The organism is Arthrobacter sp. P1_H7, assembly GCF_056405215.1.
The window spans coordinates 190,566-214,329 of sequence record NZ_JBFUCO010000016.1 but is presented as its reverse complement, the minus strand read 5'-3'; the positions used below and the strand labels follow the sequence as shown (position 1 = coordinate 214,329).

The window sequence follows — 23,764 nt, the reverse complement described above, 5'->3', positions numbered from 1 at the left end:
GGGCACTAGTGGTTGGTCGCCGCGAGTTCGCGCTCGACGGCTTCCGTGAGGCGCTCTTCGATGGCCGGAACGTTGATCTTCTGGATGATCTCGTTCAGGAACCCGCGGACCACCAGGCGGCGGGCCACCTCTTCCGGGATGCCACGGGCCATCAGGTAGAACAGGTGCTGGTCATCGAATCGTCCGGTGGCGCTGGCGTGGCCGGCGCCGGCGATCAGGCCGGTCTCGATCTCAAGGTTCGGCACGGAATCGGCGCGGGCACCGTCGGTCAGGACCAGGTTGCGGTTGGCCTCGTAGGTGTCGGTTCCTTCTGCTTCCTTGCGGATCAGAACGTCGCCGACCCACACGGTGTGCGCGTTGCGGCCCTGCAGGGCGCCCTTGTACAGGACGTTGGACTTGCAGTTGGCCACGGCGTGGTCCACGAACAGGCGCTGCTCGAGGTGCTGGCCGGCGTCGGCGAAGTACAGGCCGAACAATTCCACTTCGGCGCCCGGGGCGGTGAAGCGTGCCGAGGGCGTGACGCGCACGAGGTCGCCGCCGAGGCTGACCACGATGTGCTTGAACTTCGCGTCGCGGCCGAGCTTCGCCTGCTGGGAGGAGGCGTGCACGGCGTCGTCGTTCCATTCCTGGAGCGAGATGACGGTCAGCTGCGCGCCGTCCTCAACGAGGATTTCAATGTTTTCCGAGACGACGGCGGTGCCCTGGTGGTCCAGGACGACGACGGATTTGGAGAACTTTTCCGCGACGATCACGACGTGCTGCGCCGAAGCGTCGGTGCCCTGGCCGGTCAGCAGCACGCTGACCTCGCCGTCCACCTGGACCTCGGACGGGACCGTGATGACGGTGGCCTCGGTGAAGTTCTCCCAGGCGTTCGCGGAGACGCGGTCCTCAGGGATGGCGGCGGAGCCGATCCGGCGGTCGTCGCGGCCGACGGTCTCGACCTTGACGCTGTCCGGAGCGGTGACGCCCACGGCCGGTGCCGCACCGGTGAGGACTTCGGTGTGCAGGCCGCGGAGGCGCTTGAGCGGGGTGAAGCGCCAGTCCTCCTCCATGCCGGTCAGCGGTTTGAAGTCCGCCAGCTTGTAGGAGGTCAGGCGGCCGGCGCGTGAGCTGTCCGGTACGCCGACGCCGCCGCCGTGCGAGTGGCGCTTGACGGCTTCGCCGGCCAGGGGCGCCTTGGACTCAGCGGCGTTCAGCGGTGAGAGGCTTTCGCCTTCCTCGGTGAAGCCGTTGATGAACGGCTGGGCTGAGGGCGCGCCGATGCGGGCCTTTTCAGTAGTGATGTCAGTCATTAACCGACCGATCCTTCCATCTGCAGTTCAATCAGTCGGTTCAGCTCGAGGGCGTATTCCATCGGCAGTTCGCGGGCAATCGGCTCGATGAAGCCGCGGACGATCATCGCCATGGCCTCGTCTTCGCGCATGCCGCGGGACATCAGGTAGAACAACTGCTCTTCGCTGACCCGCGAGACCGTAGCCTCGTGGCCCATCGTGACGTCGTCCTCGCGGATGTCGATGTACGGGTAGGTGTCCGACCGGCTGATGGTGTCCACCAGGAGCGCGTCGCAGCGGACCGTGTTGGCCGAGTGCTTGGCGCCTTCGCGGACCTGGACCAGGCCGCGGTAGGCGGCACGGCCGCCGCCGCGGGCCACGGACTTGGAGATGATCGAGCTCTTGGTGTTGGGCGCGATGTGGACCATCTTGGAGCCGGTGTCCTGGTGCTGGCCTTCGCCGGCGAACGCGATGGACAGGGTCTCGCCCTTGGCGCCTTCGCCCACGAGGTAGACGGCCGGGTACTTCATGGTGACCTTGGAGCCGATGTTGCCATCGATCCACTCCATGGTGGCGCCCTCTTCGCAGATGGCGCGCTTGGTGACCAGGTTGTACACGTTGGTGGACCAGTTCTGGATGGTCGTGTAGCGGACGCGGGCGCCCTTCTTCACGATGATTTCCACGACGGCGGAGTGCAGCGAGTCCGAGGTGTAGATCGGCGCGGTGCAGCCTTCGATGTAGTGGACGTAGGAGTCCTCGTCCGCGATGATCAGCGTGCGCTCGAACTGGCCCATATTTTCCGTGTTGATACGGAAGTAGGCCTGCAGCGGGATGTCCACGTGGACGCCCTTGGGCACGTACACGAAGGAACCGCCGGACCAGACGGCCGTGTTCAGCGACGCGAACTTGTTGTCGCCCACCGGGATGATGGTGCCGAAGTACTCCTGGAAGATCTCCGGGTGCTCGCGCAGCGCGGTGTCCGTGTCCAGGAAGATGACGCCCTGCTGTTCCAGGTCCTCGCGGATCTGGTGGTAGACCACTTCAGACTCGTACTGGGCGGCGACGCCGGAGACGAGGCGGCTGCGCTCGGCTTCCGGGATGCCCAGCTTCTCGTAGGTGTTCCGGATGTCCTCGGGCAGGTCTTCCCAGGTTGCGGCCTGCTTCTCGGTGGAGCGCACGAAGTACTTGATGTTGTCGAAGTCGATGCCGGACAGGTCCGCGCCCCAGGTGGGCATGGGCTTGCGGTCGAAGTACTTCAGGCCCTTGAGCCGGAGGTCGAGCATCCATTCCGGTTCGTTCTTCTTGGCCGAAATGTCGCGGACAACGTCTTCATCGATGCCGCGGCGGGCGTTGGCCCCGACGTCGTTCTTGTCGGCCCAGCCGTACTCATAGGTGCCGATTCCGTGGAGCTCGGGATTCTTTTCCAGAATCTCCGAAATCACAGTAGAGTCAGCAACCTTCTTCTCTGATAGTTGGTCCGTCATCACGGCCTTTCTTGGAGATGGTTGGATACTTCGTCCGGGTTGACCGGTGCTGCGGGACTGGGAGTCCCGACGGCGGCCGGACGGCCCGTAGGTATGTGGGTGGTGCAGACGTGCCCGCCGCGCGCCAGGGTGGACAGCCGGCGCACGTCGACGCCGACCAGCCGGGAGAACACTTCGGTCTCCACGTCGCAGAACACGGGGAACTGGGCAGCCAGGTGCTGGATGGGGCAGTGCCCCTGGCAGAGCTGGACGCTGGAGAGCGCGGCCGGGAGCGGAGCCTTGGCTTCGATCGACTGCGCCGACGCCACGAACCCGTCGCGGCTCAGGGCCGCGGAGAGAGCCTGGGCGCGGGCGGTGATGTCCGGTCCGGCCTGCTCGATCTCCGGTGCGTAGCGGCGCTCCATGTCGGCGAACCGCTCGACGGCGAATTGGCGCACGGCCTCGGGGCCGGCCGCCTCGCCCAGGCGGCGCAGCGCCACGGAGGCGATGTCGAGGTAGTCGTTGCCCAGGTTCGACTGGCCCTGGGAGCTCAGGACGTAGCGGCGGGCGGGCCGTCCGGCGCCGGCACCGGCGCGGGCAACCCGCTTGACCTCAATCACTCCGCTGCGCGCGAGGTGGTCCAGGTGGCGGCGCACGGCTGCCGGGGTGAAGCCCAGGAGGTCGCCGAGTTCGGCTGCGCTGATGGGTCCATGCTCCAGCACCGCGTTCAGGACGCGGTCACGGGTGCGCTCTTCGGCGTCGTGCGTGTGGGTGCCGGCCGCCGCGGGAACGACGTCCGGAACGGCCGCCACGTGTGCCCGGGCGGACCCGACGCGCGCGGCGCCGCGGCCGGACGGGACTGCGGACGCAGCGGCTCCGGACACAGAGGGGCTCATGGAATACACAACACAATCATGTCGTAATTTAGTCCGGCATTCCAGTAAGGCATGGCTTGCCTGCGGGACCAGCCCCTCCGGGGAGCCGGCGTACTACATCGCGTAGAATGCTGTGGTGCGATCTTCCGAATCCCCCGTTCTGACCATCAACGGGCTTGTCAAGGATGTTGGTCCACTGCCCACCCTCGACGGCAAGATGCTGCGCGTGGTCAGCGGCCTCTCCCTCATCGCCGAACGCGGCCAGGTCACGGCCCTGCTCGGCGCCAATGGCGCGGGCAAGACCACCACCATCGAATGCGCCCAGGGGCTGCAAAAGCGCACCGCCGGCGCCATCAGCCTACTCGGCCACGATCCGGATTCGGCCGGCGCGGGCCTCCGCGCCCGGGTGGGGGTGATGCTGCAGGACGGCGGCCTGCCGCCGTCGGCCCGGCCCATCCCCCTGCTGCGGCACATCGCCGGCATGTACCAGGACCCCTGGCCGGTGGATGAACTCATCGGACGCCTGGGGATCGACTCTTTCAGCCGCACCAACGTGCGGCGCCTGTCCGGCGGGCAGAAACAGCGCCTCGCCCTGGCCGCGGCGCTGGTCGGCAATCCGGAGGTCCTGTTCCTCGACGAGCCCAGCGCGGGCCTGGACCCGCAGTCCCGCCAGATGGTCTTCGATCTCATCTCCGAACTGCGGAACAGCGGTATGGGCATCATCCTGACGACGCACCTCATGGACGACGCCCAACGCCTCGCGGACTACGTCTACATCATCGACGCCGGCCGCAACGTCGCCGAAGGCACCGTCGCCCAGCTCCTGCGGCACCAGCTCCCCGCCGGCGACGCGTCGCAGCACATCCGCACCTTGCTCTTCGAAACCGAACCCGGCCTTGACTTCGCCGGCGTGCTGCCCGACGGCGTCGACGTCACCGAGGCGCGGGCCGGCAGTTATGCCGTGACCGGAGCCCTGACCCCCGCCGACCTTGCCGCGATCACCGCGTGGTGGGCCCAGCGCGGGATCATGCCCAGCTCCCTGAGCCTTGAAGCGCGCAGCCTCGAGGACGTCTTTTTGGACATCTCCGGAAGGGAGATCCGATGACACGCGTAACAGGTGGCGCCCCGCTGGAGAGCGCACGCCGCGCCGGCGCGCCCCCTGCCTCTCATGGCAGCGCCCCCGCTTCCCTGCTGCGCCGCATCCTGCTGCAGGGGCAGTACGAAACCGTCACCATGCTCAGGAACGGCGAGCAGCTGATCCTCGCGATCGTGCTGCCGCTGCTGGCCATGGTCGGGCTGACCGTGACGCCGCTGCTGGACGGACTTGGTGCGAGCCGCATCAACGTCGCCGTTCCCGGCATCCTGGCCCTGTGCGCCATGTCCACGGCCTTCACGGGGCAGGGCATCTCCACCGGCTTCGACCGCCGCTACGGCGTGCTGCGCTTTCTGTCCACGACGCCCCTGGGCCGCACCGGCCTGATCGCGGGGAAGGTCCTGGCCGTCCTGGCGGTGCTGTTCCTGCAGGTGCTCATCGTGACCGCGGTGGCCATGGTGCTGGGATGGCAGCCCAACCCCGCGGGCTGGCTGCCCGGGCTGGCCATCCTGGTCCTCGGCGCCGCCGCCTTCACGGCACTCGGGCTGCTGGTCGCCGGGACGGTCCGGCCGGAGGCGACCCTGGCCATCACCAACCTGCTCTGGATCCTGCTTGGCGCCCTGGGCGGAATCGTGATCCCGGCCGAACGGCTCCCGGCGCTGGCCCAGGCCGTGGTGCATTTCCTCCCCTCCGGCGCGCTGGGCCAGGCGCTGAGGGATGCTTTCCTGTACGGCAGCGTCAATGGTGCCGCCGTGCTTGTCCTGCTGCTCTGGACGGCGATCGCCGGCGGCGCAGCAACCCGTTGGTTCAAGTGGAATTGAGAAAACTGTGAGCACGGCGTCACGAACTCCCAGGATTGTCTCCGGAATCACCTCCCGGCTGCCAGTCCGCGTCGACAAGACGATCAGGCGGCTCGCCGTGCTGTCCCTCATCGGCCAGATCGTCCTGGTGGTGACCGGCGGCGCCGTCCGCCTGACGGCCTCGGGCCTTGGCTGCCCCACCTGGCCGCGCTGCACGGAAGGGTCCCTGGCCACCACCCCGGAAATGGGGATCCACGGCATCATTGAATTCGGCAACCGGCTCCTGACGTTTGCGCTGGCGGCCGTCGCAGTGATGATGCTGGTCTACCTGTGGAACCTCCGCAAGGAGCGCCGCGACCTCTTCCTGCTCGCCCTCGGCCTGCTCGCCAGCATCCCGGCCCAGGCCGTCATCGGCGGCATCACGGTGCTGACCGGGCTGAACCCGTGGGTCGTGGGCCTGCACTTCCTCGTGTCCATGGCCCTCGTGGTCCTCGCGACCCTCCTGGTGAACCGGGCCTACGGCCGCACGGGCAAGGCCCGGACCGTGCAGCTTCCCGCCCTGCCGGGGGCTGCACGCCCGGTGATGACCGCCGTCGCGGTCCTTTCCGCCGTCGCCGTCTGCCTCGGCGTGGTGGTGACCGGCGCCGGCCCGCATGCCGGCGACGCGAACGCCCCCCGCAACGACCTCGACTGGGACCTGTTCGCGCACATCCACGCTGTGCCCGCCTACCTGGTGACCGCCGGCGCGCTGTTCGCGTTGGTCCTTGTGGTCCGCGGCCGGATCCAGGGGCCGTTCCGCTCCGCGGTGCTCATGCTCCTGGGCGTCACGGTGCTGCAGGCCGTCATCGGCTTCACGCAGTACTACAACGGCATCCCGGCGCTGCTCGTCGGCGCGCACATGCTGGCGGCGGCTTTGCTGATGAGCGCAGCGACGAACGCCGCGGACCTCGCCCGCTACAGCCCGGTGGACTAACCCGGTGGACTAATCAGCCGCAGCACCCCTGAACAAAGCATCGCGGGGTCACTTACCGCCCATCCGGCACGTCCGGACGGGCGGTAAGTGACCCCGCGTTTGCTGTCTGTGCACCCGTACGGGCGCTGCGGCGACGATATTCAGTACCGCATTCACCTCCCGGGGGCTGGCCTTGACGGGATTTCCGGGTGGACTATGGGATGGCATGGACATGGATCGTCGCGGCCGTGGGCTTTCCTCGTTCGTTCCCGTGACGCTGACCGGAAGGCCTTATCTGATGCAAGCTACAGAACCGACCGTGCCTCCATCACCCTCAGCCCGCCAGCGTGCGGCGAGCCTCAAAGAACGCGTCTACATCATCTTCACGAGCCTGGCCGTGGTGTTGGCGCTTCGGAGTCACGCGGACGAGACCACGCCGCTAGCAGCGGCGGCGACGCTCAGCATCGTGGTGATCGGTTCCCTGCTGGGGATTTTCGTCGCCGACCTCCTGAGCCACCTGACTGTTCATTCGAAGCTTCCCACCGGTGACGAGCTGCACCACATGATCGCGGTCAGCGCGGGCGGCCTCGGCGTCCTGGTCACCCCGTTGCTCCTCCTCACGGCAGCCGGCCTCGGTCTGTGGTCGACGGCCGTTGCCCTCGGGTGGGCAGTCGCTGTTCTCGTCGTCTCGCTCGGCATCGTCGGGTTCCTCGCGATCCGGCGCCTCGAGATCCCGCTCCGTCACAAGGCCGCCATCATGTTCGCCGAAGTCGTGTTGAGCCTGCTGGTAATCGGGCTGGAGCTGGTGGCCCACAATCTCTAAAGAGGCCTAAAGACTTCCCCCATTCGACCTCGGGTTACTGGCCGGTCACTTGTCCAAAAGGGAAAGCTTTCGGAATACTGGATGGTGCGGCCCCTTATTGGGCCTGCCCATTGGCCGGGCAGCCGCAGAGCCGGCGTCAGGTTTCGTCCAGCCAAGGCGGGAATACTGGATAGGGCGCAGGACTGGCGCCGTAATCGCATCCATGGATAGAAGGACGGCTCGGTTTTGCCTTGATGCAGCTGGAATTGGAACCGGCCAGATAGAGGCACCGGAGGATATGTGGCGTTACTAGTCGGCGAAAGGCCCGCACAGGCGGTCCAACATACTGCAAAGCGCCCACGGCTGGACGGCCTGGACGTTCTTCGCGGTGCCGCTGTGGGCGCCGTCCTGCTCGGACATTCCTGGCCCGGCATATTCCAAGGCGCCGGCATCGTGGGTGTCATTGCCTTCTTCGTGCTGAGCGGTTACTTGATCACCAACGTGCTGGTCGGCGACATCGAACGGCACCGAAAAATTCGTTACGGACGCTTCTATGCGCACAGGGCCTTCCGGCTGGTGCCGGCCCTGGTCTCTCTCCTGGGCGTATACGCGATCGTTGAATTGGCCACCGACGTCCTCGGTGACCGGTCCAAGGGAATCGTGGGGTACACCGTCCTCGCCGGTCTTGGCTACCTCAAAGACCTCCCCCTGCCCTTCGACGTCAGCATGGCGATCGGACCGCTCTGGACGTTGGCGGTGGAAGAACAGTTCTACCTGATCTGGCCCGCGCTGCTGGTGCTCGCCCTGCGGCGCAACCGCCAGGGACGGCTGATTGGCTGGTCCGCCGCCGTCGCCCTGTTCCTCATGTCCGCCAGTGTGCTGGCAATGGTGACCCTGGCCCCGCAACTTCACTCGCTGGTTTACGCGCTGCCGACAACCTGGGGCCTGGGCCTGATCATCGGTTCGGCCCTGCGGCTCTACAGGGTCCATGTGTTCAACTGGTTCACCGGCCGCTGGCTCAGGCGTGCGGCCCTGCTCGGTTCCGTGGCCGTCCTGGCCGCGCTGATCTTCTTCCCGAAGGCCAACGAAACGCCGGCCTTCATGTTCATTGGCGGCCCGCTGGCCATGGCCGCCTCAGCCGTCCTGGTCGCACTGGCCGCCTCCCGCACCGCAGTGATGCCGAAGTGGACGCGCCCGGTGCAGCTGCTGGGCACCGTCTCGTACGCCGCGTACCTCTGGAACTACGCCGTCATTCTCTGGCTCAACGGCGGCTCCACGGCCGATCTGCCGCCGCTCATCGCGGTGTCGGCCATCGTGGTGACCCTGCTCATTGCGGTCATCAGCTGGCACACTGTCGAACGGCTCGGGCGGATCGCGCGGTCCCGCTTCGACCAGCACTATTCGGCCCGGTACCATCCGGACCGGGCCGGGTGACTTCCGCGGACTAGGCGGGCGGCGACGACGGCGTCGTCCACCGGCACGGACGTCGGAGGGACGCGCGAGGCGATGTTGACGGCGATCCCGCCCACTCGCCGGGCACCCAGGGAATCCGAGGCGACTCCCGAAACGGCCACATCGACCGGGCGGCCGGCGGCCAGGGCGGCGTGCAGCGTGGGGTGTTGAGGGGTTCAACCGCGACGACGCAGGACCGGCCCTCGGCCGCTGCCGCCACGCCCGCACACAGTCCGCCGCCGCCGCCGACGGCGACGACGATCGTGTCGATGCCGGGCTCGTCCTGCTCGTTGGTCGAACGCGGGCGTACCCGATGATGTGCGCCGTCGTGATTCCCTGCAGCGGTCAGGGTGCCTATGCGGGACAGTTTACCGGCGGGAACTACGCGAAGCCCGGGACCGTCTTGCGAGACCTTGGCGCTCAGGCATTTCGGGCGGCAGGTCTACGCAGGGTCCAACGATTAGAACGGGTCCAGAGCCTAACCTCCTGTGCAATGAGAGTAGGAGACGGTAGATTTCTGCTGTCGGAGCCTGAAGCACTGCTCAGGTCTCTTTCATCGAATATCTGCTGGGGTGCGGGCGGCGCCGGAAAGGTTCATTATGTTGGTCCGTTTGCTGGGCGAAATCTCAGTTATCCCGGATGCGTCGCCGTCTGTCATTCCTAGGGGCGCCTCGGCCCCAATCCTAGCTTTTTTGGCGCTTGCTGAAGGCCGGCTTGTTGCTACGGAGGCATTGATCGACGCCGTGTGGGATATTCCCCCTGAGACAGCGCGCAATGCCATTCAGGTAGCAGTGTCCCGTCTGCGGCGCGGGCTGGGAAATGGGCTGATCCTAGGTAACCGGCATGGTTATAGGCTGAGCGCCGCGGTTCTCAGAATCGACATCGTGGAGGCTGAGCAGCTGCTTAAGCAGGCGCTCGTTCATCTCGGCGAAGGCAGGTTCGGGTCTGCCTTTGACCTCTCTGAGAAGTCTGCGCAATTGTTCGTCGGGGAGCCTTTGGCGGGGCTTAAATCATCCGCTGCTGTTGCGGCAAGGCAGCGCGCCAGGGAAGTCAGAAGCGCGGTTGCTATCGTTCGGGCGCGGTCCTTACTCAAGCTTGGACAGCCGATGCAGGCCTCTGCCGTACTGAGGGAGGAGATTTCTCGCGAGCCACTGAACGAAGCAGCCTATGCCTTGATTATGGAGGCCCTGGTCTTATCTGGGCGTGGACCGGACGCACTGCGCTCGTATGATGCCTTGCGTCAGGTTCTCGCCGACGAACTTGGAGTCAGCCCCTCCCAAGAGGTGGAGGAAACCTTCCTCCAAATCCTCAACGGGACATACTCGCCCGTCGCCCACCCCATAAGTCCGGCCCCGGCGCCTGTTCCTTCCCCTAAGGTGGCCCTTCCGTTCTCCGCAAGACCCATGGTCGGCCGTCACGCCGAACTGCGTTCGACGGTGCAAGTTGTCGCGAACGGAAACCGGGTCGTCACGCTGTTAGGCCCGGGAGGAATAGGGAAAACCAGGCTGGCTATGGCTGTGGCCAGGGAGCTAGCACAGGCGGCACTCCGTCCGGTCGTGTTTATCGATCTCGTGCCGGCCACAAACGCTGACGAGATCGCTAGGGCGGTCGCGGCAGCTTTCGGATTCGGGACGGCTGATTGGTTGACCGAACTGGAAGGTTCAGACGCCCTACTGGTGCTGGACAATGCTGAGCATGTTCTGGCTGGTGTCAGAACAATGGTCTCATCGCTCCTCGAATACACTTCGGTAAGCGTCCTGGTAACGTCCCGGTCTCCGATAGGTGTTCCGGGCGAACGAATCGTTGAGATAGGCCCTCTTGACGTGGGAAGCTTCAACAGCCCGGGAGTCCAGCTACTCCTATCCCTGGTGGGATCCGACGTCGAGCAGAACGTGGCGCCGGGCGATGTTATGTTACTGGCCCAGGCGATCGACGGCGTCCCTCTTTTTCTCGAACTCATAGCAGGGGCACTTCGATGGAATTCAATTGCGGAGGTGCTGGGGCAACTCCCTGATTATCTCCAATTGCTGGATCAGGGCTCCCCCAGGCAGCAGACTCAACGGCACTTCAGTGCAGCCAATGTCATCAAGTGGAGCATCGATCAGGGTAGTTCGGGCTCCGGGGCCGCACTGGCCGCACTGGCAACAATCCACGGCGAATTTTCTGAGGCGGCAGCTCAAGCGGTCATAGATGCAGCCGCGCTCGATCGTCCCTGCCGATCCGTCCTCAGCGAATTACTGGATCTTTCCTTGCTAATAAGGGTGAACCACCCCGGGAAAATTAGGTTCCGCCTTTTGGAACCGGTGAGACTGTATGCCACAAAATCGACGCGTTTACCCGCGCCCAAATGGGAAGTGTATCGCGCACGCTCGGAATACTATTTGTCGACCCTTGCACGGGTTCATGAGGACCTGGGTCCAGGGTCGGATGTGTACACGGAGATGATGGAGGCTGAGGATTCAAATCTTTCTTCGGCGCTGGAATGGAGCTTTGAGAACGACGCGTCCCTGGTGATGGAAAACGGTGCATCATTACTGTACGGATGGAGTTGCATGGGCAGGCATGCCGACGTAGAGACAGCAGTACGTGGTGCTCTCGGGCTTGGGGGCGGAACGCAGCCGCAAAGGACTCTGCTCAAGCTATCGTGGCTGTCTTCTCTTCTCATGCAAGAGGGTTCCGACAGCCAGCTTCTCCGGCAACTTTCGGAAGCTATAGAGCCACGTGTAGGTGACTTCAGCGACCACTGGTTTAACGCCTGGGTGGACACGCAGGAGACGCGAATGCGGTTGGAAGGCAATCACGACGCAGCACTTGCATGGACCGAATCCTACAGAACCACTGAAGGGCCGGACGTCGGTGCGGCATCCCGCGCTGCGATTTTTTCGAGCCTGGGCCAATGGAAGAATGCCGCGCGAGAATTGCAGAGGAGTGTGGACGAAGGCACGTTTCCTGGCTATTCCTGGAACGACTTTTACAAGAAATCAGCGCTGGGGTACCTCTATCTGGTTCAGGGTGCTCTGGAATTGGCAGGCCCCCTGTTAGATGACGCGTTGATCTTGGCAGAACGCAAGAGCTTGGTCGTTCCACGGATAGAAGTGTCGATCAACAAGGCGTGGCTCTCGTTAGCCTCGGGTGCCCCCTGGGAAACCTTGTGCTCTGTGCACTCGATCCTCGCGGAGCCGATGGGCCTTAAACGCCCGGGATTCTTTATCGAGCTTCTGACACTGAGCGGGCTGGCCTTCATGGAGTTCGGAAAGCCTGAGGAAGCCGGACTGATCGCCCGTGAAGTACGGGAGCGCGCCCCTGGGATCCGGGGAATGCTTGATGCATACGTGAACAAAGCGGTGGACCGACTCTTGGACGCGACCAGCGCCAACGCCGCCGCGGATTCAGTGGAAACAACCATCAGCTTCCCTAGGCTGCGTCAAATCATTCAGAACTTTGTTCCGCCACAAGTGCCGAACTGACTATCCTGCACAAGGCAGTTTGACGGATGCCGATGACTGTAGCGCTTCGCGACGCTACGAACCTGGGTTCTGGTCCACGTCGAATTTCTAAGTCGCTAGTTCTTTCAGGAACCCACCTGAGCCGGCACTGCCCACCGAACGCAGTTTCTAAGCCGGAGCTCAGATCTGGATGGATACGGAATCACAGCTGCACACATCGTTCGGCGTCCGTGATCTGCAGCGTCGCCAGCTCGAGCACCAGATCTAAGAACGGGTATTTGGTTCCGGGCGACTCCGTCGAGTCTTCGATAAGCGATCGATAAGCGGTCAATAAGGGGTCCAGAGGAGATTGGTATTCATCGAACAAACGCTCCTCCGGATGAAAGAAGTTGATTTCCATGAACACCACCAAGTGCATCGGATTCCGTTCATTCCTGGCATCACTCGCGCTGATCGGGACCACCCTCGCCGTCAGTCTTCCGGCAGCACCAGCCTCCGCATATACCCAGTCGACCGCCGGAAGCCGTCCCGGTTCGGTATACGTTTACAAGGCGCAAGGCCTGCACTACAACGCCTGCGCCGGGATGCTGTTCACCTGCTATAACCCCGAAGTCTTCGTCCCGTCACCGTATGTCTACAGGTCCTCAGCAACCACAGGCCAGCAGCTCCTGACCTCCGTCACAGTGCTGTACCGCTGGAACGGATCCGTCTGGGCCCAAGCGGCCACAAGGACGTCCACACGGATGCTCCCCGCCGGGCAGGGGGGCGGATACCTCGACGGCTCAGACTTCCGCCTCGGGTCAGCCGGCAGCTATATGGCGGTCACGGCCATAGCCTGGTCCGACCCCAGCGGAACCGTGCAGTACGGAACACGGACACTGAACTACAACACACCCGGCGACTACGACTGCGTAGGACGGTTCACCTCATCCTGCAACGCCACCGGAGGCTACGTGTACCTAAAGTCACCCGGACTATAGGCACCGCCAACTCAATTCGGACGCCAACTCCTCCGCCCCTACGGGACGGAGGAGTTCCGGTTGTGGGATCACTCTTCAAGGACCGAAGGCCGATGGCTGCGCATATGTGAGCTAGAGAAGATGCACACTGCCCAGTCCCTCCCCGTAGCCTGGCGGCCAGGCTGACGGAATGATTGGGTCCCTGTCACCGGACTTCTACACGGGGACCAACCACCCACAGGAACTCACATTTGAACCAGAGCGGGGTGGCAGCGGTACCCCCGCGGAGCAACGGCGTGCGGCGCACGTAGCCTTTGATGCGGTTCTGTGCCTGAAGTACATCGCTGCGGTTGATCACGGGCTCCCCTTGAGGTTGTGTCGCCTGGCCGGTTCGTAAGGATACCCCGGGACCGAAAAGGACCTTACCCCTGATACAGCTGACGCTCCCCCACCACTGGTGAGGGAGCGTCAGGGACACGAACGGGGGAATCAGCCGCCCATGATGGCCGAGCCGACGAAGGGATCGACGGCCAGGGCGATGAAGAGCAGGGTCAGGTAGCTGATGGAGCCGTGGAAGACCTTCATGGCTCCCTTGTTGGACACGTCGCCCGCCTGGGCGCGGTTGTACAGGGCGTGCGACTCGTACAGGAACCAGGCACCGGCACCGACGGCGGTCACCGTGTAGACCCAGCCAGCACCGCCGGCCGGGATCATCAGCAGCGAACACGCCACCATGGCCCAGGCGTAGAGGACCACCTGCACCGAAACCACTTTCGCGCCGGCGATGGCGCCCAGCATCGGTACGTTGGCGTTGCGGTAGTCCTCGCCGTATCGCATCGACAGCGGCCAGTAGTGCGGCGGGGTCCAGAGGAAAATCACCATGAACAGTACGACGGCGGGCCACTCGACAGTGTTGGTGACGGCGGCCCAGGCAATCAGGACCGGGAAGCACCCGGCGGCGCCGCCCCAGACAATGTTCTGGGCTGTGCGTCGCTTCAGGATCATGGTGTAGATGACCACGTAGAAGACGATGGCGCCGAGTCCGAGCCACGCAGCGAGCGGGTTGGCCCCGAACCAGAGGATGGCGATCGCCGCCGCGCCCAGCAGCCAGGAGAAGATGAGGGCTTCGCGCGGCGTGACCTCACCGGTGACCAGCGGCCGGTTCTCGGTGCGGTGCATGAGCTTGTCGATGTCGCGGTCGATGTAACAGTTGAAGGCGCCGGCTGAACCTGCCGCGAACGCGCCGCCCACAAGCGTCGCCAGGATCAGGCCGATCGACGGGAAACCACGTTCGGCATAGATCATGGTGGGCAGCGTGCTGACGAGCAGGAGCTCGATGACGCGGGGTTTCGTGAGCGCCAGGTAGGCCTTGGCTTTGCGGCCGAAGCCCATTCTTCCCGAGGCCGGGGAGGCGTTCAGCGGCGTATTAGTTGTGCTCACGGTGGCAGTCACTCTGTTCTGTCTGGCTGTGCAGTTCTGTCTGGCTGGGCAGCCCCGGGTGGATTTCGCAACGCACTGTGCTGCAGGCCGGGCTCCGCGCTCGGCGCACGCCCGTGTCCTTGCCCGAGTCGAAGGCCACCACCCATCATACCGTGGAGCTCCGGGCCGGACGGCCGCCGAACGGCGCCCCATGATTCCGGCGCGTTAACGCCGGCTCACCGGCCCCGCGGCGGACGGTGATTCATATAAGCGAAATCAGGTCCAATTGGTGAGATATACGCTGACCACAAAGTGGAATGGGACTAGGCTGTCCTTAGATCAGCGCACACGGGCACGCATACAGGCACTTGCCGGACACGCGGCTCTGCATCTGCGTCTGAATGATAGATCAACGTTTCGATGGTGAACGGCTGGTACGAACCGCAGCGGGCACCGAACTGTGCCCGGGCGGAAAAAGAGCGTACCGCCGGCCGTCAGCACAGAGAGGGGCCCGGTTTTCGTGCCACATTTGGAAGAGCAAGAACTGTCATGGACTGACTTGGACCAGCGCGCGGTGGACACCGTCCGTGTGCTGGCCGCGGATGCGGTGGAGAAGGTCGGAAACGGCCACCCGGGAACGGCGATGAGCCTGGCTCCGGCCGCGTATTTGTTGTTCCAGAAGCTGATGCGTCACGATCCGGCGAACCCGGACTGGCTGGGCCGCGACCGGTTCATCCTGTCCCCCGGACACACGTCCCTGACCCTGTACATCCAGCTGTTCCTCTCCGGCTACGGCCTGGAGCTGAAGGACCTGGAGGCGCTGCGGACCTGGGGCTCGCTGACCCCGGGCCACCCGGAGTACAAGCACACCAAGGGTGTGGAGATCACCACCGGCCCGCTGGGCCAGGGCCTGGCCTCGGCGGTCGGCTTCGCCTATTCCCAGCGCCGGATGCGCGGCCTGTTCGACGCCGACGCTCCTGCCGGCACGAGCCCGTTCGATCACACCATCTGGGTGATCGCCTCCGACGGCGACCTGCAGGAAGGCGTCACCTCCGAGGCGTCCTCACTCGCCGGGCACCAGGAACTGGGCAACCTCGTGGTGATCTACGACGAGAACCACATCTCGATCGAGGACGACACAGATGTGGCGTTCACCGAAGACGTCCTGGCCCGCTACGAGGCCTACGGCTGGCACACCCAGCGGGTCGACTGGACCCGGACCGGCGAATACGTCGAAGACGTGCAGGAGCTGCACGCCGCACTGGTCGCCGCGAAGGCCGAAACCGGCAAGCCCTCCATCATCTCCCTGCGGACCATCATCGGGTACCCGGCGCCGAAGAAGCAGAACACCGGCAAGATCCACGGCTCCGCCCTGGGCGCTGAGGAAGTCGCGGCCCTGAAGAAGGTCCTGGGCTTCGACCCGGAACGCGCCTTCCAGGTCGACGAGGACGTCCTGGCCCACGCCCGGGCCGTCCAGGACCGCGGCGCGGCCGCCCGCACCGACTGGCAGGCCTCGTTCGAGGCGTGGCAGGCCGGCAACCCCGAGGCCGCCGCACTGCTGGAACGCGTCGAGGCAAAGAAGCTCCCGGGCGACTTCGAGGCCGCCCTGCCGGTCTTCGAAGCCGGCAAGGACGTCTCCACCCGGGCCGCCTCCGGGAAGGTCCTGAACGCGATCGGCCCGGTCATGCCCGAACTCTGGGGCGGCTCCGCCGACCTCGCGGAGTCGAACAACACCACGATCGAAGGCTCGCCCTCGTTCATCCCCACGTCCCGGTCCACCGCGGCGTGGAAGGGCAACCCCTACGGCCGGGTCCTGCACTTCGGCATCCGCGAGCACGCTGCAGCATCGATCGTGAACGGCATCTCCCTGCACGGGCGCACCCGGGCGTTCTCCGGAACGTTCCTGATCTTCTCCGACTACCAGCGCCCCGCGATCCGGCTCGGCGCCCTCATGGGCGTCCCGTCGCTGTACGTCTGGACGCACGACTCGATCGGCCTGGGCGAGGACGGCCCCACGCACCAGCCCGTCGAGCAGCTCGCCTCCCTGCGTGCCATCCCGGGCCTGGACGTCGTCCGCCCGGGCGACGCGAACGAGGTTGCCGCGGCCTGGAAGGCCATGCTGGAAAACCACGAAAACCCCGCCGGGATCGTCCTGACCCGGCAGAACATCCCCACGTACGCCCGCGGCACCGGCGTGGCCGACGGCGACACCTTCGGCTCCACTGCCGGCGTCGAGAAGGGCGGCTACGTCCTGGCTGAGGCGTCGAAGGACGGCAACACCGTCGAAGCCCAGGTCATCCTGATCGGCACCGGCTCCGAGGTCCAGCTCGCCGTCAACGCCCGCGAAGCGCTGCAGGCCGAGGGCATCCCCACCCGTGTGGTGTCCATGCCCTGCGTGGAATGGTTCAACAAGCAGGACGCCGCCTACCGCGACGCCGTGCTGCCCCCGGCCGTGAAGGCACGCGTCTCGGTCGAGGCCGGACTGGCCCTGGGCTGGAAGGAATTCGTCGGCGACGCCGGCCGTTCCATCTCCCTGGAGCACTTCGGCGCGTCCGCGGACTACAAGCGCCTCTTCCAGGAATTCGGCATCACGGCAGAAGCAGTCGCCGCCGCCGCGAAGGAATCCCTCGCCGGCCTCACCAACTGATCCACCACCACGGTTCCGGGGGACGCTGTGCCCCCGGAACCCATGATTTCCAGGAGTTATGAAATGACTACCCCCACCCAGCAGCTCTCCGACGCCGGCGTCTCGATCTGGCTCGATGACCTCTCCCGCGGCCGCCTGCAGACCGGCACCCTGCGCAAGCTGATCGAAGAGAAGAACGTCGTTGGCGTCACCACCAACCCGTCGATCTTCCACGCCGCCATCACCGCCGGCCACGACTACGACGCCGTGATCGCCGCCCAGGCCGCGGCCGGCGCCACCGTCGAGGAGACCGTCTTCGAAATCACCACCACCGACGTGGCCGACGCCTGCGACCTGTTCGCCCCCGTCGCCGCGGCCACCAAGGGCGTCGACGGCCGCGTCTCCATCGAGGTCGACCCCCGACTGGCCTGGGACACCGCCGGCACCATCGCCGAGGCGAAGCACCTGTACAAGAAGGTCAACAAGGACAACGTCCTGATCAAGATCCCGGCAACCCTCGAAGGCCTCGGGGCCATCACGGCCACCCTGGCCGAGGGCATCAGCGTCAACGTGACCCTGATCTTCTCGCTGGAACGCTACCGCGCCGTGATCAACGCCTTCCAGTCCGGGCTCGAGCAGGCCAAGGACAACGGCCACGACCTGTCCACGATCCACTCGGTCGCATCCTTCTTCGTCTCCCGCGTCGATGCCGAAATCGACAAGCGCCTCAACGCCATCGGCACCGAGGAAGCCAAGGCACTTAAGGGCAAGGCCGGCCTGGCCAACGCCCGCCTGGCCTACCAGGTCTACGAGGAGCTGTTCTCCACCGAACGCTGGGCTCTGCTGGCCGAGGCCGGCGCCCTGCCGCAGCGCCCGCTCTGGGCCTCCACCGGCGTGAAGGACCCGGCTTACCCGGATACCCTTTACGTCACCGAACTCGTCGCCCCCGGCGTCGTCAACACCATGCCGGAGAAGACGCTCGACGCGACGTTCGACCACGGCACCGTCACGGGCGACACCGTCACCCGCGGCTACGACGACGCCAACGCCACGCTGAACTCCCTCGACGCACTGGGGATTTCCTACAACGAGGTCGTCGCTCTGCTCGAATCCGAAGGCCTGGACAAGTTCGTGGCCAGCTGGAAGGAACTGCTGGGCGACGTCGAAGGCGCCCTGGCCTCTGCACGGAAGGCTTCCTAACCCACCATGAGCACACTCAGCTACGACGCCACCGGCGCAGCCCGCCAGGCACATGAGCAGCACCTCCCGGCACTGCTGGAAGACCGCATTGCCACCCGGATCTTCGCGAAGGACCACACCCTGTGGGGTCCGGACGCAGAGCAGGAATCCGCTGTCCGGCTGGGCTGGGTCGAGGCGGCTACCGTCTCCCAGCCGCTGGTCGGCGACATTCTCGAACTCCGCGACGCGCTGAAGGCCGAGGGCGTAACGCGGATCGTCCTCTGCGGCATGGGCGGCTCCTCCCTGGCGCCTGAAGTCATCGCGGGCACCGCTGGCGTCGAGCTGACTGTGCTGGACAGCACCGACCCCGAACAGGTCAGTGCCGCGGTGGCGGACCGGCTGGCCGAAACCGCGATCGTGGTTTCGTCCAAGTCCGGCTCCACCGTGGAAACGGATTCCCAGCGCCGGATCTTCGAGCAGGCGTTCACCGATGCCGGGATCGACGCGAAGAGCCGCATCATCATCGTCACCGACCCGGGGTCGCCGCTGGACAAGGCCTCACGGGAGGCCGGCTACCGCGCCGTCTTCAATGCAGACCCCAACGTCGGCGGCCGCTTCTCGGCCCTGACCGCGTTCGGGCTGGTCCCGTGCGGGCTGGCCGGAGTGGACATCCAGGCTTTCCTGGATGAGGCCGAAGAAGCCGCCGAGATCCTCAATGAGGACTCGGAGGACAACATCGGTCTCGCCCTCGGCACCGCACTGGGCGGCACCACCCCGCTGCGCAACAAGATCGTCATCGCGGAGGACGGGTCCGGGATCGTGGGCTTCGCCGACTGGGCCGAACAGCTCATCGCCGAATCCACGGGCAAGCTCGGCACCGGCGTGCTGCCGGTCGTGGCCGGTCTTGCCTCCCCGGAGGCCACCCTGGGCGCTCCCGATGTCCTGGTCATCCGGCTCGTCGCGGCGGATGCCGACGTGCAGCTCGGCGAGAATGAGGTCGCCATTGCCGGCGGCCTGGCCACGCAGATGATGGTGTGGGAATTCGCCACCGCCGTGGCCGGCCGCCTGCTGGGCATCAACCCGTTCGACCAGCCCGATGTCGAGGCAGCGAAAATCGCCGCCCGCGGCCTGCTGGACGCACAGCCCGAACCGACGCCGGCGAATTTCACCGACGGCGCCATCGAGGTCCGCGGCGGGGCATGGCTCGGCGACGCCGCCACCGCGGCAGAGGCCGTCGGCGCACTGCTCGCCGAACTCGGCCCGGACAACTACCTCAGCGTGCAGGCCTACTTCGACCGGCTCGCCTACGCCAGCTTCGAAGGCGTCCGGGACGAACTGGCCGCTGTCAGCGGACGCCCGGTCACCTTCGGCTGGGGCCCGCGGTTCCTGCACTCCACCGGCCAGTTCCACAAGGGCGGACCCGCGATCGGCGTCTTCCTGCAGGTCACGGCCGCGTCCGCGGCTGACCTGGCCATCCCGGACCGGCCGTTCACGTTCGGCGAGCTGATCTCGGCGCAGGCCGCGGGCGATGCCCAGGTCCTCTCCGAGCACGGCCGTCCGGTCCTCCGGCTGCACCTCACCGACCGCGCCGCGGGCGTGAAGCAGCTCCAGGAGCTCGTCACGTCCCTTGCCGGCCAGGCCGCATCCTCCACTGAAAGCTAAGGCACCCACGCAACCATGCCAGAAACCTACAACGGCGGCAGGAACACGGCCGGCCGGGGGCGCAATCCGCTCCGGGACCCCCGTGACCGCCGTCTGAACCGTATTGCCGGGCCGGCGTCGCTGGTCCTGTTCGGGGTGACCGGGGACCTCGCCCGCAAGAAGCTCATGCCAGCCGTGTATGATCTCGCCAACCGCGGGCTGCTGCCGCCGAGCTTCGCGCTGGTGGGCTTTGCCCGCCGCGAGTGGGAGAACGAGGACTTCGCCGCGGAGGTCAAGGAGTCCGTCAAGGCCTACGCCCGCACCCCGTTCGATGAAACGGTCTGGAAACAGCTCTCCGAGGGCATCCGCTTCGTACAGGGCGAGTTCGACGACGACGAGGCGTTCAAGCGGCTCTCCGACACGATCGATGAACTCGACGAACAGCGCGGGACGCGGGGAAACCACGCGTTCTACCTCTCGATCCCGCCGAAGGCCTTCGAACAGGTCTGCCGCCAGCTCTCCAAGCACGGCCTGGCCCAGGCCGCGGGTGACAACTGGCGCCGCGTGGTGATCGAAAAGCCGTTCGGACACGACCTCGAATCGGCCCGCCAGCTCAACGACATCGTCGAGTCGGTGTTCCCGCCGGACGCTGTATTCCGGATCGACCACTACCTGGGCAAGGAGACGGTGCAGAACATCCTGGCACTGCGCTTCGCCAACCAGCTCTTCGAGCCGCTCTGGAACGCCAACTATGTGGACCACGTCCAGATCACCATGGCCGAGGACATCGGTACCGGCGGCCGGGCAGGCTACTACGACGGCGTGGGCGCGGCCCGCGACGTCATCCAGAACCACCTGCTGCAGCTGCTGGCCCTGACAGCCATGGAGGAGCCGATCTCCTTCAACGCCGATGACCTGCGGGCCGAGAAGGAAAAGGTCCTCGCCGCCGTCAGGCTCCCCCACGACCTCTCCACCCACTCCGCCCGCGGTCAGTTCACCGGCGGCTGGCAGGGCGGCGAGGAAGTCCTCGGGTACCTCGAGGAAGAGGGCATCCCCGCCGATTCCAAGACCGAGACGTTCGCCGCGATCCGAGTGGACATCAACACCCGGCGCTGGTCCGGCGTGCCGTTCTACCTGCGTGCCGGCAAGCGGCTGGGGCGCCGGGTGACGGAGATCGCCGTCGTGTTCAAGCGCGCACCGAACCTGCTCTTCACCGACCACGGCGAGGACGACTTCGGCCAGAACGCCGTGGTGATCCGGGTCCAGCCTGACGAGGGCGCCACGATCCGGTTCGGCTCCAAGGTCCCGGGCACCCAGATGGAGGTCCGCGACGTCACCATGGACTTCGGCTACGGCCACTCCTTCACCGAGTCCAGCCCCGAAGCCTACGAACGCCTCATCCTGGACGTGCTCCTCGGCGAACCGCCGCTGTTCCCCCGGCACCAGGAAGTCGAGCTGTCCTGGAAGATCCTGGATCCCTTCGAGAACTACTGGGCCGGCCTCGACGAACAGCCCCAGCCCTACGCTCCCGGCAGCTGGGGCCCTGCCTCGGCCGACGAGCTCCTTGCCCGCGACGGACGAACCTGGAGAAGGCCATGATCGTAGATCTTCCCGACACCACCACCTCCAAGATTTCCAAGAAGATCATGGCCCTGCGGGAGCAGGGCGGCGTGATCGCCCTGGGCCGGGTCCTGACCCTTGTGGTCGTCACCCGCTCCGGGCTCGAAGAGGAAGCCATCGAGGCAGCCAACGAGGCCAGCCGCGAACACCCGTGCCGGATCATCGTCCTCGCCGACGCCGGGGCCTCGGCACCGACCCGGCTGGACGCCCAGATCCGCGTCGGCGGCGACGCCGGGGCCTCCGAGGTGATCCTGCTGCGCGGCTACGGCGAACTCGCCGAGGAAAGCGAATCCCTCGTCGCGGCCCTGCTGCTCCCGGACGCCCCAATCGTGGCGTGGTGGCCGCATGGCGCACCCAGGAATGCGTGCCAGACCTCGGTCGGGGGCATCGCGCACCGCCGGATCACCGACTCGGCCAACGAAGCGGACCCGGTCGCGGCGCTGGAAAACATCCGCCGCACCTACAAGGCCGGCGACACGGACCTGGCCTGGACCCGGCTGACCAACTGGCGCATCCAGCTGGCTGCCGTCCTGGACCAGGTGGACGACTCGCCGGTGACAGCCGTGGCCGTCGAGGGCGCCTCGGACTCCCCCAGCACCGTGCTCCTCGCCGCCTGGCTCACCCTGGCCCTGGACGTTCCCGTGACGATCGTGGCGGATCCGGCCGGAACCGGCATCCGGCGCGTCCGGCTGACCCGGCCCGGCGGCGACATCCAGCTCTTCCGGCCAGGGCTCACCATTGCGGAACTCACCCAGCCCGGCCAGCCCGCGCAGCGGATCTCACTGCCCCGCCGCAGCCTCAAGGACTGCCTGGCCGAGGAACTCCGCCGCCTGGATCCGGACGAAGTCTTCGGTGAAGTGATTACTATGGGACTGCCGCGTACCAATCTAAGGAGTGTCCGTCCCAGTGAGCGCTGACCCGAGAGTAAGCATCCATCCTGATTCGACCGTTCTGATGGCTGCGATCGCAGCCCGCCTGATTACCAAGCTCGTGGATATCCAGGACCGGCACGGCGAGGCCACGGTGGTGCTTACCGGCGGATCGATGGGCATCGGCTCGCTCAAGGCCGTGGCCGAGTCGCCGGCGGCGCGGGCCGTCGACTGGTCCAAGGTCAATTTCTGGTGGGGTGACGAGCGCTTTGTGGCGGCAGACGACGCCGAGCGCAACGCACGCCAGGCCCAGGACGCCCTCCTGTCCCATATCGGTGTTGATCCGGCGCGCGTCCATGTGCCCGGTTCCACCGATGACTTCGACAGCCCGGACGACGCCGCGGCCGACTACGCCCGCCGCCTCGCCGAGGCAGCGGCCGCCGAGCACGCCGCGGACATGTCTGACGACAGGCCGGAAATGCCGGCGCGGCTCCCCCGCCTGGACATCGTCCTCCTCGGCGTCGGGCCGGATGCGCACGTCGCCTCGCTCTTCCCGGAGCAAGCCGGCATCCGGGAGAAGGAACGGACTGTCGTGGGCGTCCACAACTCCCCCAAGCCGCCGCCGGCGCGGGTGTCGCTGACGTTGCCGGCGATCAATACGGCTTCCGAGGTGTGGATGGTGGTGGCCGGTGACGACAAGGCCGGCGCCGTAGGGCTCGCCCTGGCCGGCGCTAATCCGGTGCAGGTTCCCGCGGCGGGGCCGCGCGGCCGCCGGGAAACCCTGTGGCTAATTGACGAGAACGCGGCCTCACGGGTCCCGGAGCAGCTCGTCCGGAAGGGTGCGTCCTGAGCGTAGCCGTTCCAGCGCTCCGGCCAGCACGTCTTCGGCGTCCTGGCTGGAGCGCCGCTCTTTAACGTATTCCAGATGCGTCTTGAAGCCCTCGGTTGGCGTTTCCTCCAGCGCAAACTTTGATTCGTCGCGGGTTGCGGTCCCGCCGCAGCGCCGGCAGTCCCAGACTCCGGGGATCTGTTCCTCCGGCAGCTGGGCGAACACGAGCGAGGTTTCATGGCCCTTGGCGCACCGGAAGGAGACACGAATACGGGGCTGGCGTACGCCGGCCCCGTTCAGTGGTTCATGGCGGGGAGTTGCCCCCTCGGTGGCGCCCACACGGATTCCTTTGAATCCGGAAGCAGAATGCAGCATCGGGAACTCCTGGCTACGTAGCTGGTGGAAGTGCAAGACGACAGCCACAGTGTAGTTCGTGAGTTCCCGATGCCGGGAGGGCCATAAGGACCC

General features: G+C 66.0%; 19 protein-coding genes and 1 pseudogene. 13 read left to right on the top strand and 7 right to left on the bottom strand.

All coding sequences use genetic code 11. The features are described 5' to 3' along the window. Positions 1–5: 5 nt before the first annotated feature. From sufD to AC1DXI_RS16285, 3 genes are read right to left on the bottom strand one after another with little or no spacing between them, the layout of a single operon-like run. The gene (gene sufD / locus AC1DXI_RS16295; protein WP_476939472.1) at positions 6–1,292 is read right to left on the bottom strand and encodes a Fe-S cluster assembly protein SufD; all 1,287 of its coding nucleotides are present in this window, start codon (positions 1,290–1,292) and stop codon (positions 6–8) included. Continuing rightward, entirely contained in the window at positions 1,292–2,755 is a 1,464-nt protein-coding gene (gene sufB, locus AC1DXI_RS16290; RefSeq protein WP_018772977.1) for a Fe-S cluster assembly protein SufB, read from the bottom strand. The genes sufD and sufB overlap by 1 nt, the downstream gene beginning before the upstream one ends. Then, positions 2,755–3,639, bottom strand: coding sequence for a helix-turn-helix transcriptional regulator (locus tag AC1DXI_RS16285; protein ID WP_476939471.1), 885 nt, complete (start codon positions 3,637–3,639; stop codon positions 2,755–2,757). The genes sufB and AC1DXI_RS16285 overlap by 1 nt, the downstream gene beginning before the upstream one ends. Positions 3,640–3,745: 106 nt before the next feature. Here AC1DXI_RS16285 and AC1DXI_RS16280 point away from each other — a divergent pair, with 106 nt between their 5' ends. The 5 genes from AC1DXI_RS16280 (at position 3,746) to AC1DXI_RS16260 (ending at position 8,690) form a co-directional block, all read left to right on the top strand. Continuing rightward, positions 3,746–4,714 (top strand): ABC transporter ATP-binding protein, encoded by a 969-nt coding sequence (locus AC1DXI_RS16280; RefSeq protein WP_476939470.1) that lies wholly within the window; start codon positions 3,746–3,748, stop codon positions 4,712–4,714. Further along, positions 4,711–5,523 carry an ABC transporter permease gene (locus AC1DXI_RS16275; protein WP_476939469.1) on the top strand — a complete coding sequence of 271 codons (813 nt, stop codon included), beginning with the start codon at positions 4,711–4,713 and terminating at the stop codon, positions 5,521–5,523. The genes AC1DXI_RS16280 and AC1DXI_RS16275 overlap by 4 nt, the downstream gene beginning before the upstream one ends. A 7-nt stretch (positions 5,524–5,530) precedes the next feature. After that, positions 5,531–6,475 (top strand): COX15/CtaA family protein, encoded by a 945-nt coding sequence (locus AC1DXI_RS16270; RefSeq protein WP_476939468.1) that lies wholly within the window; start codon positions 5,531–5,533, stop codon positions 6,473–6,475. A 298-nt stretch (positions 6,476–6,773) separates the two neighbouring features. Continuing rightward, a complete protein-coding gene (locus AC1DXI_RS16265; RefSeq protein WP_476939467.1) occupies positions 6,774–7,277 on the top strand; it encodes a hypothetical protein in 504 nt (167 codons plus the stop codon). A gap of 279 nt (positions 7,278–7,556) precedes the next feature. Beyond that, on the top strand, positions 7,557–8,690 hold the full coding sequence (locus AC1DXI_RS16260) for an acyltransferase family protein (protein ID WP_476939466.1): 1,134 nt from the start codon (positions 7,557–7,559) through the stop codon (positions 8,688–8,690). A gap of 14 nt (positions 8,691–8,704) precedes the next feature. Here the strand turns inward: AC1DXI_RS16260 and AC1DXI_RS16255 are convergent. Further along, positions 8,705–8,985: pseudogene (locus tag AC1DXI_RS16255) on the bottom strand (threonine/serine dehydratase); the annotation flags it as partial. Between the two features lie 415 nt (positions 8,986–9,400). Between AC1DXI_RS16255 and AC1DXI_RS16250 the strand changes: the two are divergent. After that, a complete protein-coding gene (locus AC1DXI_RS16250; RefSeq protein WP_476939465.1) occupies positions 9,401–12,175 on the top strand; it encodes an AfsR/SARP family transcriptional regulator in 2,775 nt (924 codons plus the stop codon). A gap of 181 nt (positions 12,176–12,356) precedes the next feature. Here the strand turns inward: AC1DXI_RS16250 and AC1DXI_RS16245 are convergent, their stop codons facing one another. Next, positions 12,357–12,554, bottom strand: coding sequence for a hypothetical protein (locus AC1DXI_RS16245; RefSeq protein ID WP_476939464.1), 198 nt, complete (start codon positions 12,552–12,554; stop codon positions 12,357–12,359). Here AC1DXI_RS16245 and AC1DXI_RS16240 point away from each other — a divergent pair. Further along, positions 12,553–13,134, top strand: coding sequence for a hypothetical protein (locus AC1DXI_RS16240; protein WP_476939463.1), 582 nt, complete (start codon positions 12,553–12,555; stop codon positions 13,132–13,134). The genes AC1DXI_RS16245 and AC1DXI_RS16240 overlap by 2 nt on opposite strands. Positions 13,135–13,602: 468 nt before the next feature. Here the strand turns inward: AC1DXI_RS16240 and AC1DXI_RS16235 are convergent, their stop codons facing one another. After that, a complete protein-coding gene (locus AC1DXI_RS16235) occupies positions 13,603–14,565 on the bottom strand; it encodes a heme o synthase (protein WP_026266346.1) in 963 nt (320 codons plus the stop codon). A 496-nt stretch (positions 14,566–15,061) separates the two neighbouring features. On the opposite strand from AC1DXI_RS16235, the gene tkt reads away from it, so the two are divergent. The 6 genes from tkt to pgl all read left to right on the top strand — a co-directional run bounded on the left by tkt (position 15,062) and on the right by pgl (position 23,317). Further along, on the top strand, positions 15,062–17,179 hold the full coding sequence (gene tkt, locus AC1DXI_RS16230; protein ID WP_476939462.1) for a transketolase: 2,118 nt from the start codon (positions 15,062–15,064) through the stop codon (positions 17,177–17,179). Between the two features lie 63 nt (positions 17,180–17,242). Then, positions 17,243–18,358 carry a transaldolase gene (tal, locus tag AC1DXI_RS16225; RefSeq protein WP_476939461.1) on the top strand — a complete coding sequence of 372 codons (1,116 nt, stop codon included), beginning with the start codon at positions 17,243–17,245 and terminating at the stop codon, positions 18,356–18,358. A 6-nt stretch (positions 18,359–18,364) separates the two neighbouring features. Beyond that, positions 18,365–19,999, top strand: coding sequence for a glucose-6-phosphate isomerase (locus AC1DXI_RS16220; RefSeq protein ID WP_476939460.1), 1,635 nt, complete (start codon positions 18,365–18,367; stop codon positions 19,997–19,999). Between the two features lie 15 nt (positions 20,000–20,014). After that, the gene (gene zwf, locus AC1DXI_RS16215) at positions 20,015–21,577 is read left to right on the top strand and encodes a glucose-6-phosphate dehydrogenase (RefSeq protein ID WP_476939459.1); all 1,563 of its coding nucleotides are present in this window, start codon (positions 20,015–20,017) and stop codon (positions 21,575–21,577) included. Then, positions 21,574–22,515 carry a glucose-6-phosphate dehydrogenase assembly protein OpcA gene (locus AC1DXI_RS16210; protein WP_028275501.1) on the top strand — a complete coding sequence of 314 codons (942 nt, stop codon included), beginning with the start codon at positions 21,574–21,576 and terminating at the stop codon, positions 22,513–22,515. Before zwf ends, AC1DXI_RS16210 begins: the two co-directional genes overlap by 4 nt. Beyond that, positions 22,505–23,317: a 6-phosphogluconolactonase gene (pgl, locus tag AC1DXI_RS16205; protein WP_476939458.1), complete on the top strand. Its 813-nt coding sequence runs from the start codon at positions 22,505–22,507 to the stop codon at positions 23,315–23,317. Before AC1DXI_RS16210 ends, pgl begins: the two co-directional genes overlap by 11 nt. Here the strand turns inward: pgl and AC1DXI_RS16200 are convergent. Then, positions 23,276–23,671, bottom strand: coding sequence for an RNA polymerase-binding protein RbpA (locus tag AC1DXI_RS16200; RefSeq protein WP_079549567.1), 396 nt, complete (start codon positions 23,669–23,671; stop codon positions 23,276–23,278). The two genes, pgl and AC1DXI_RS16200, sit on opposite strands and share 42 nt — an antisense overlap. Positions 23,672–23,764 lie beyond the last annotated feature (93 nt).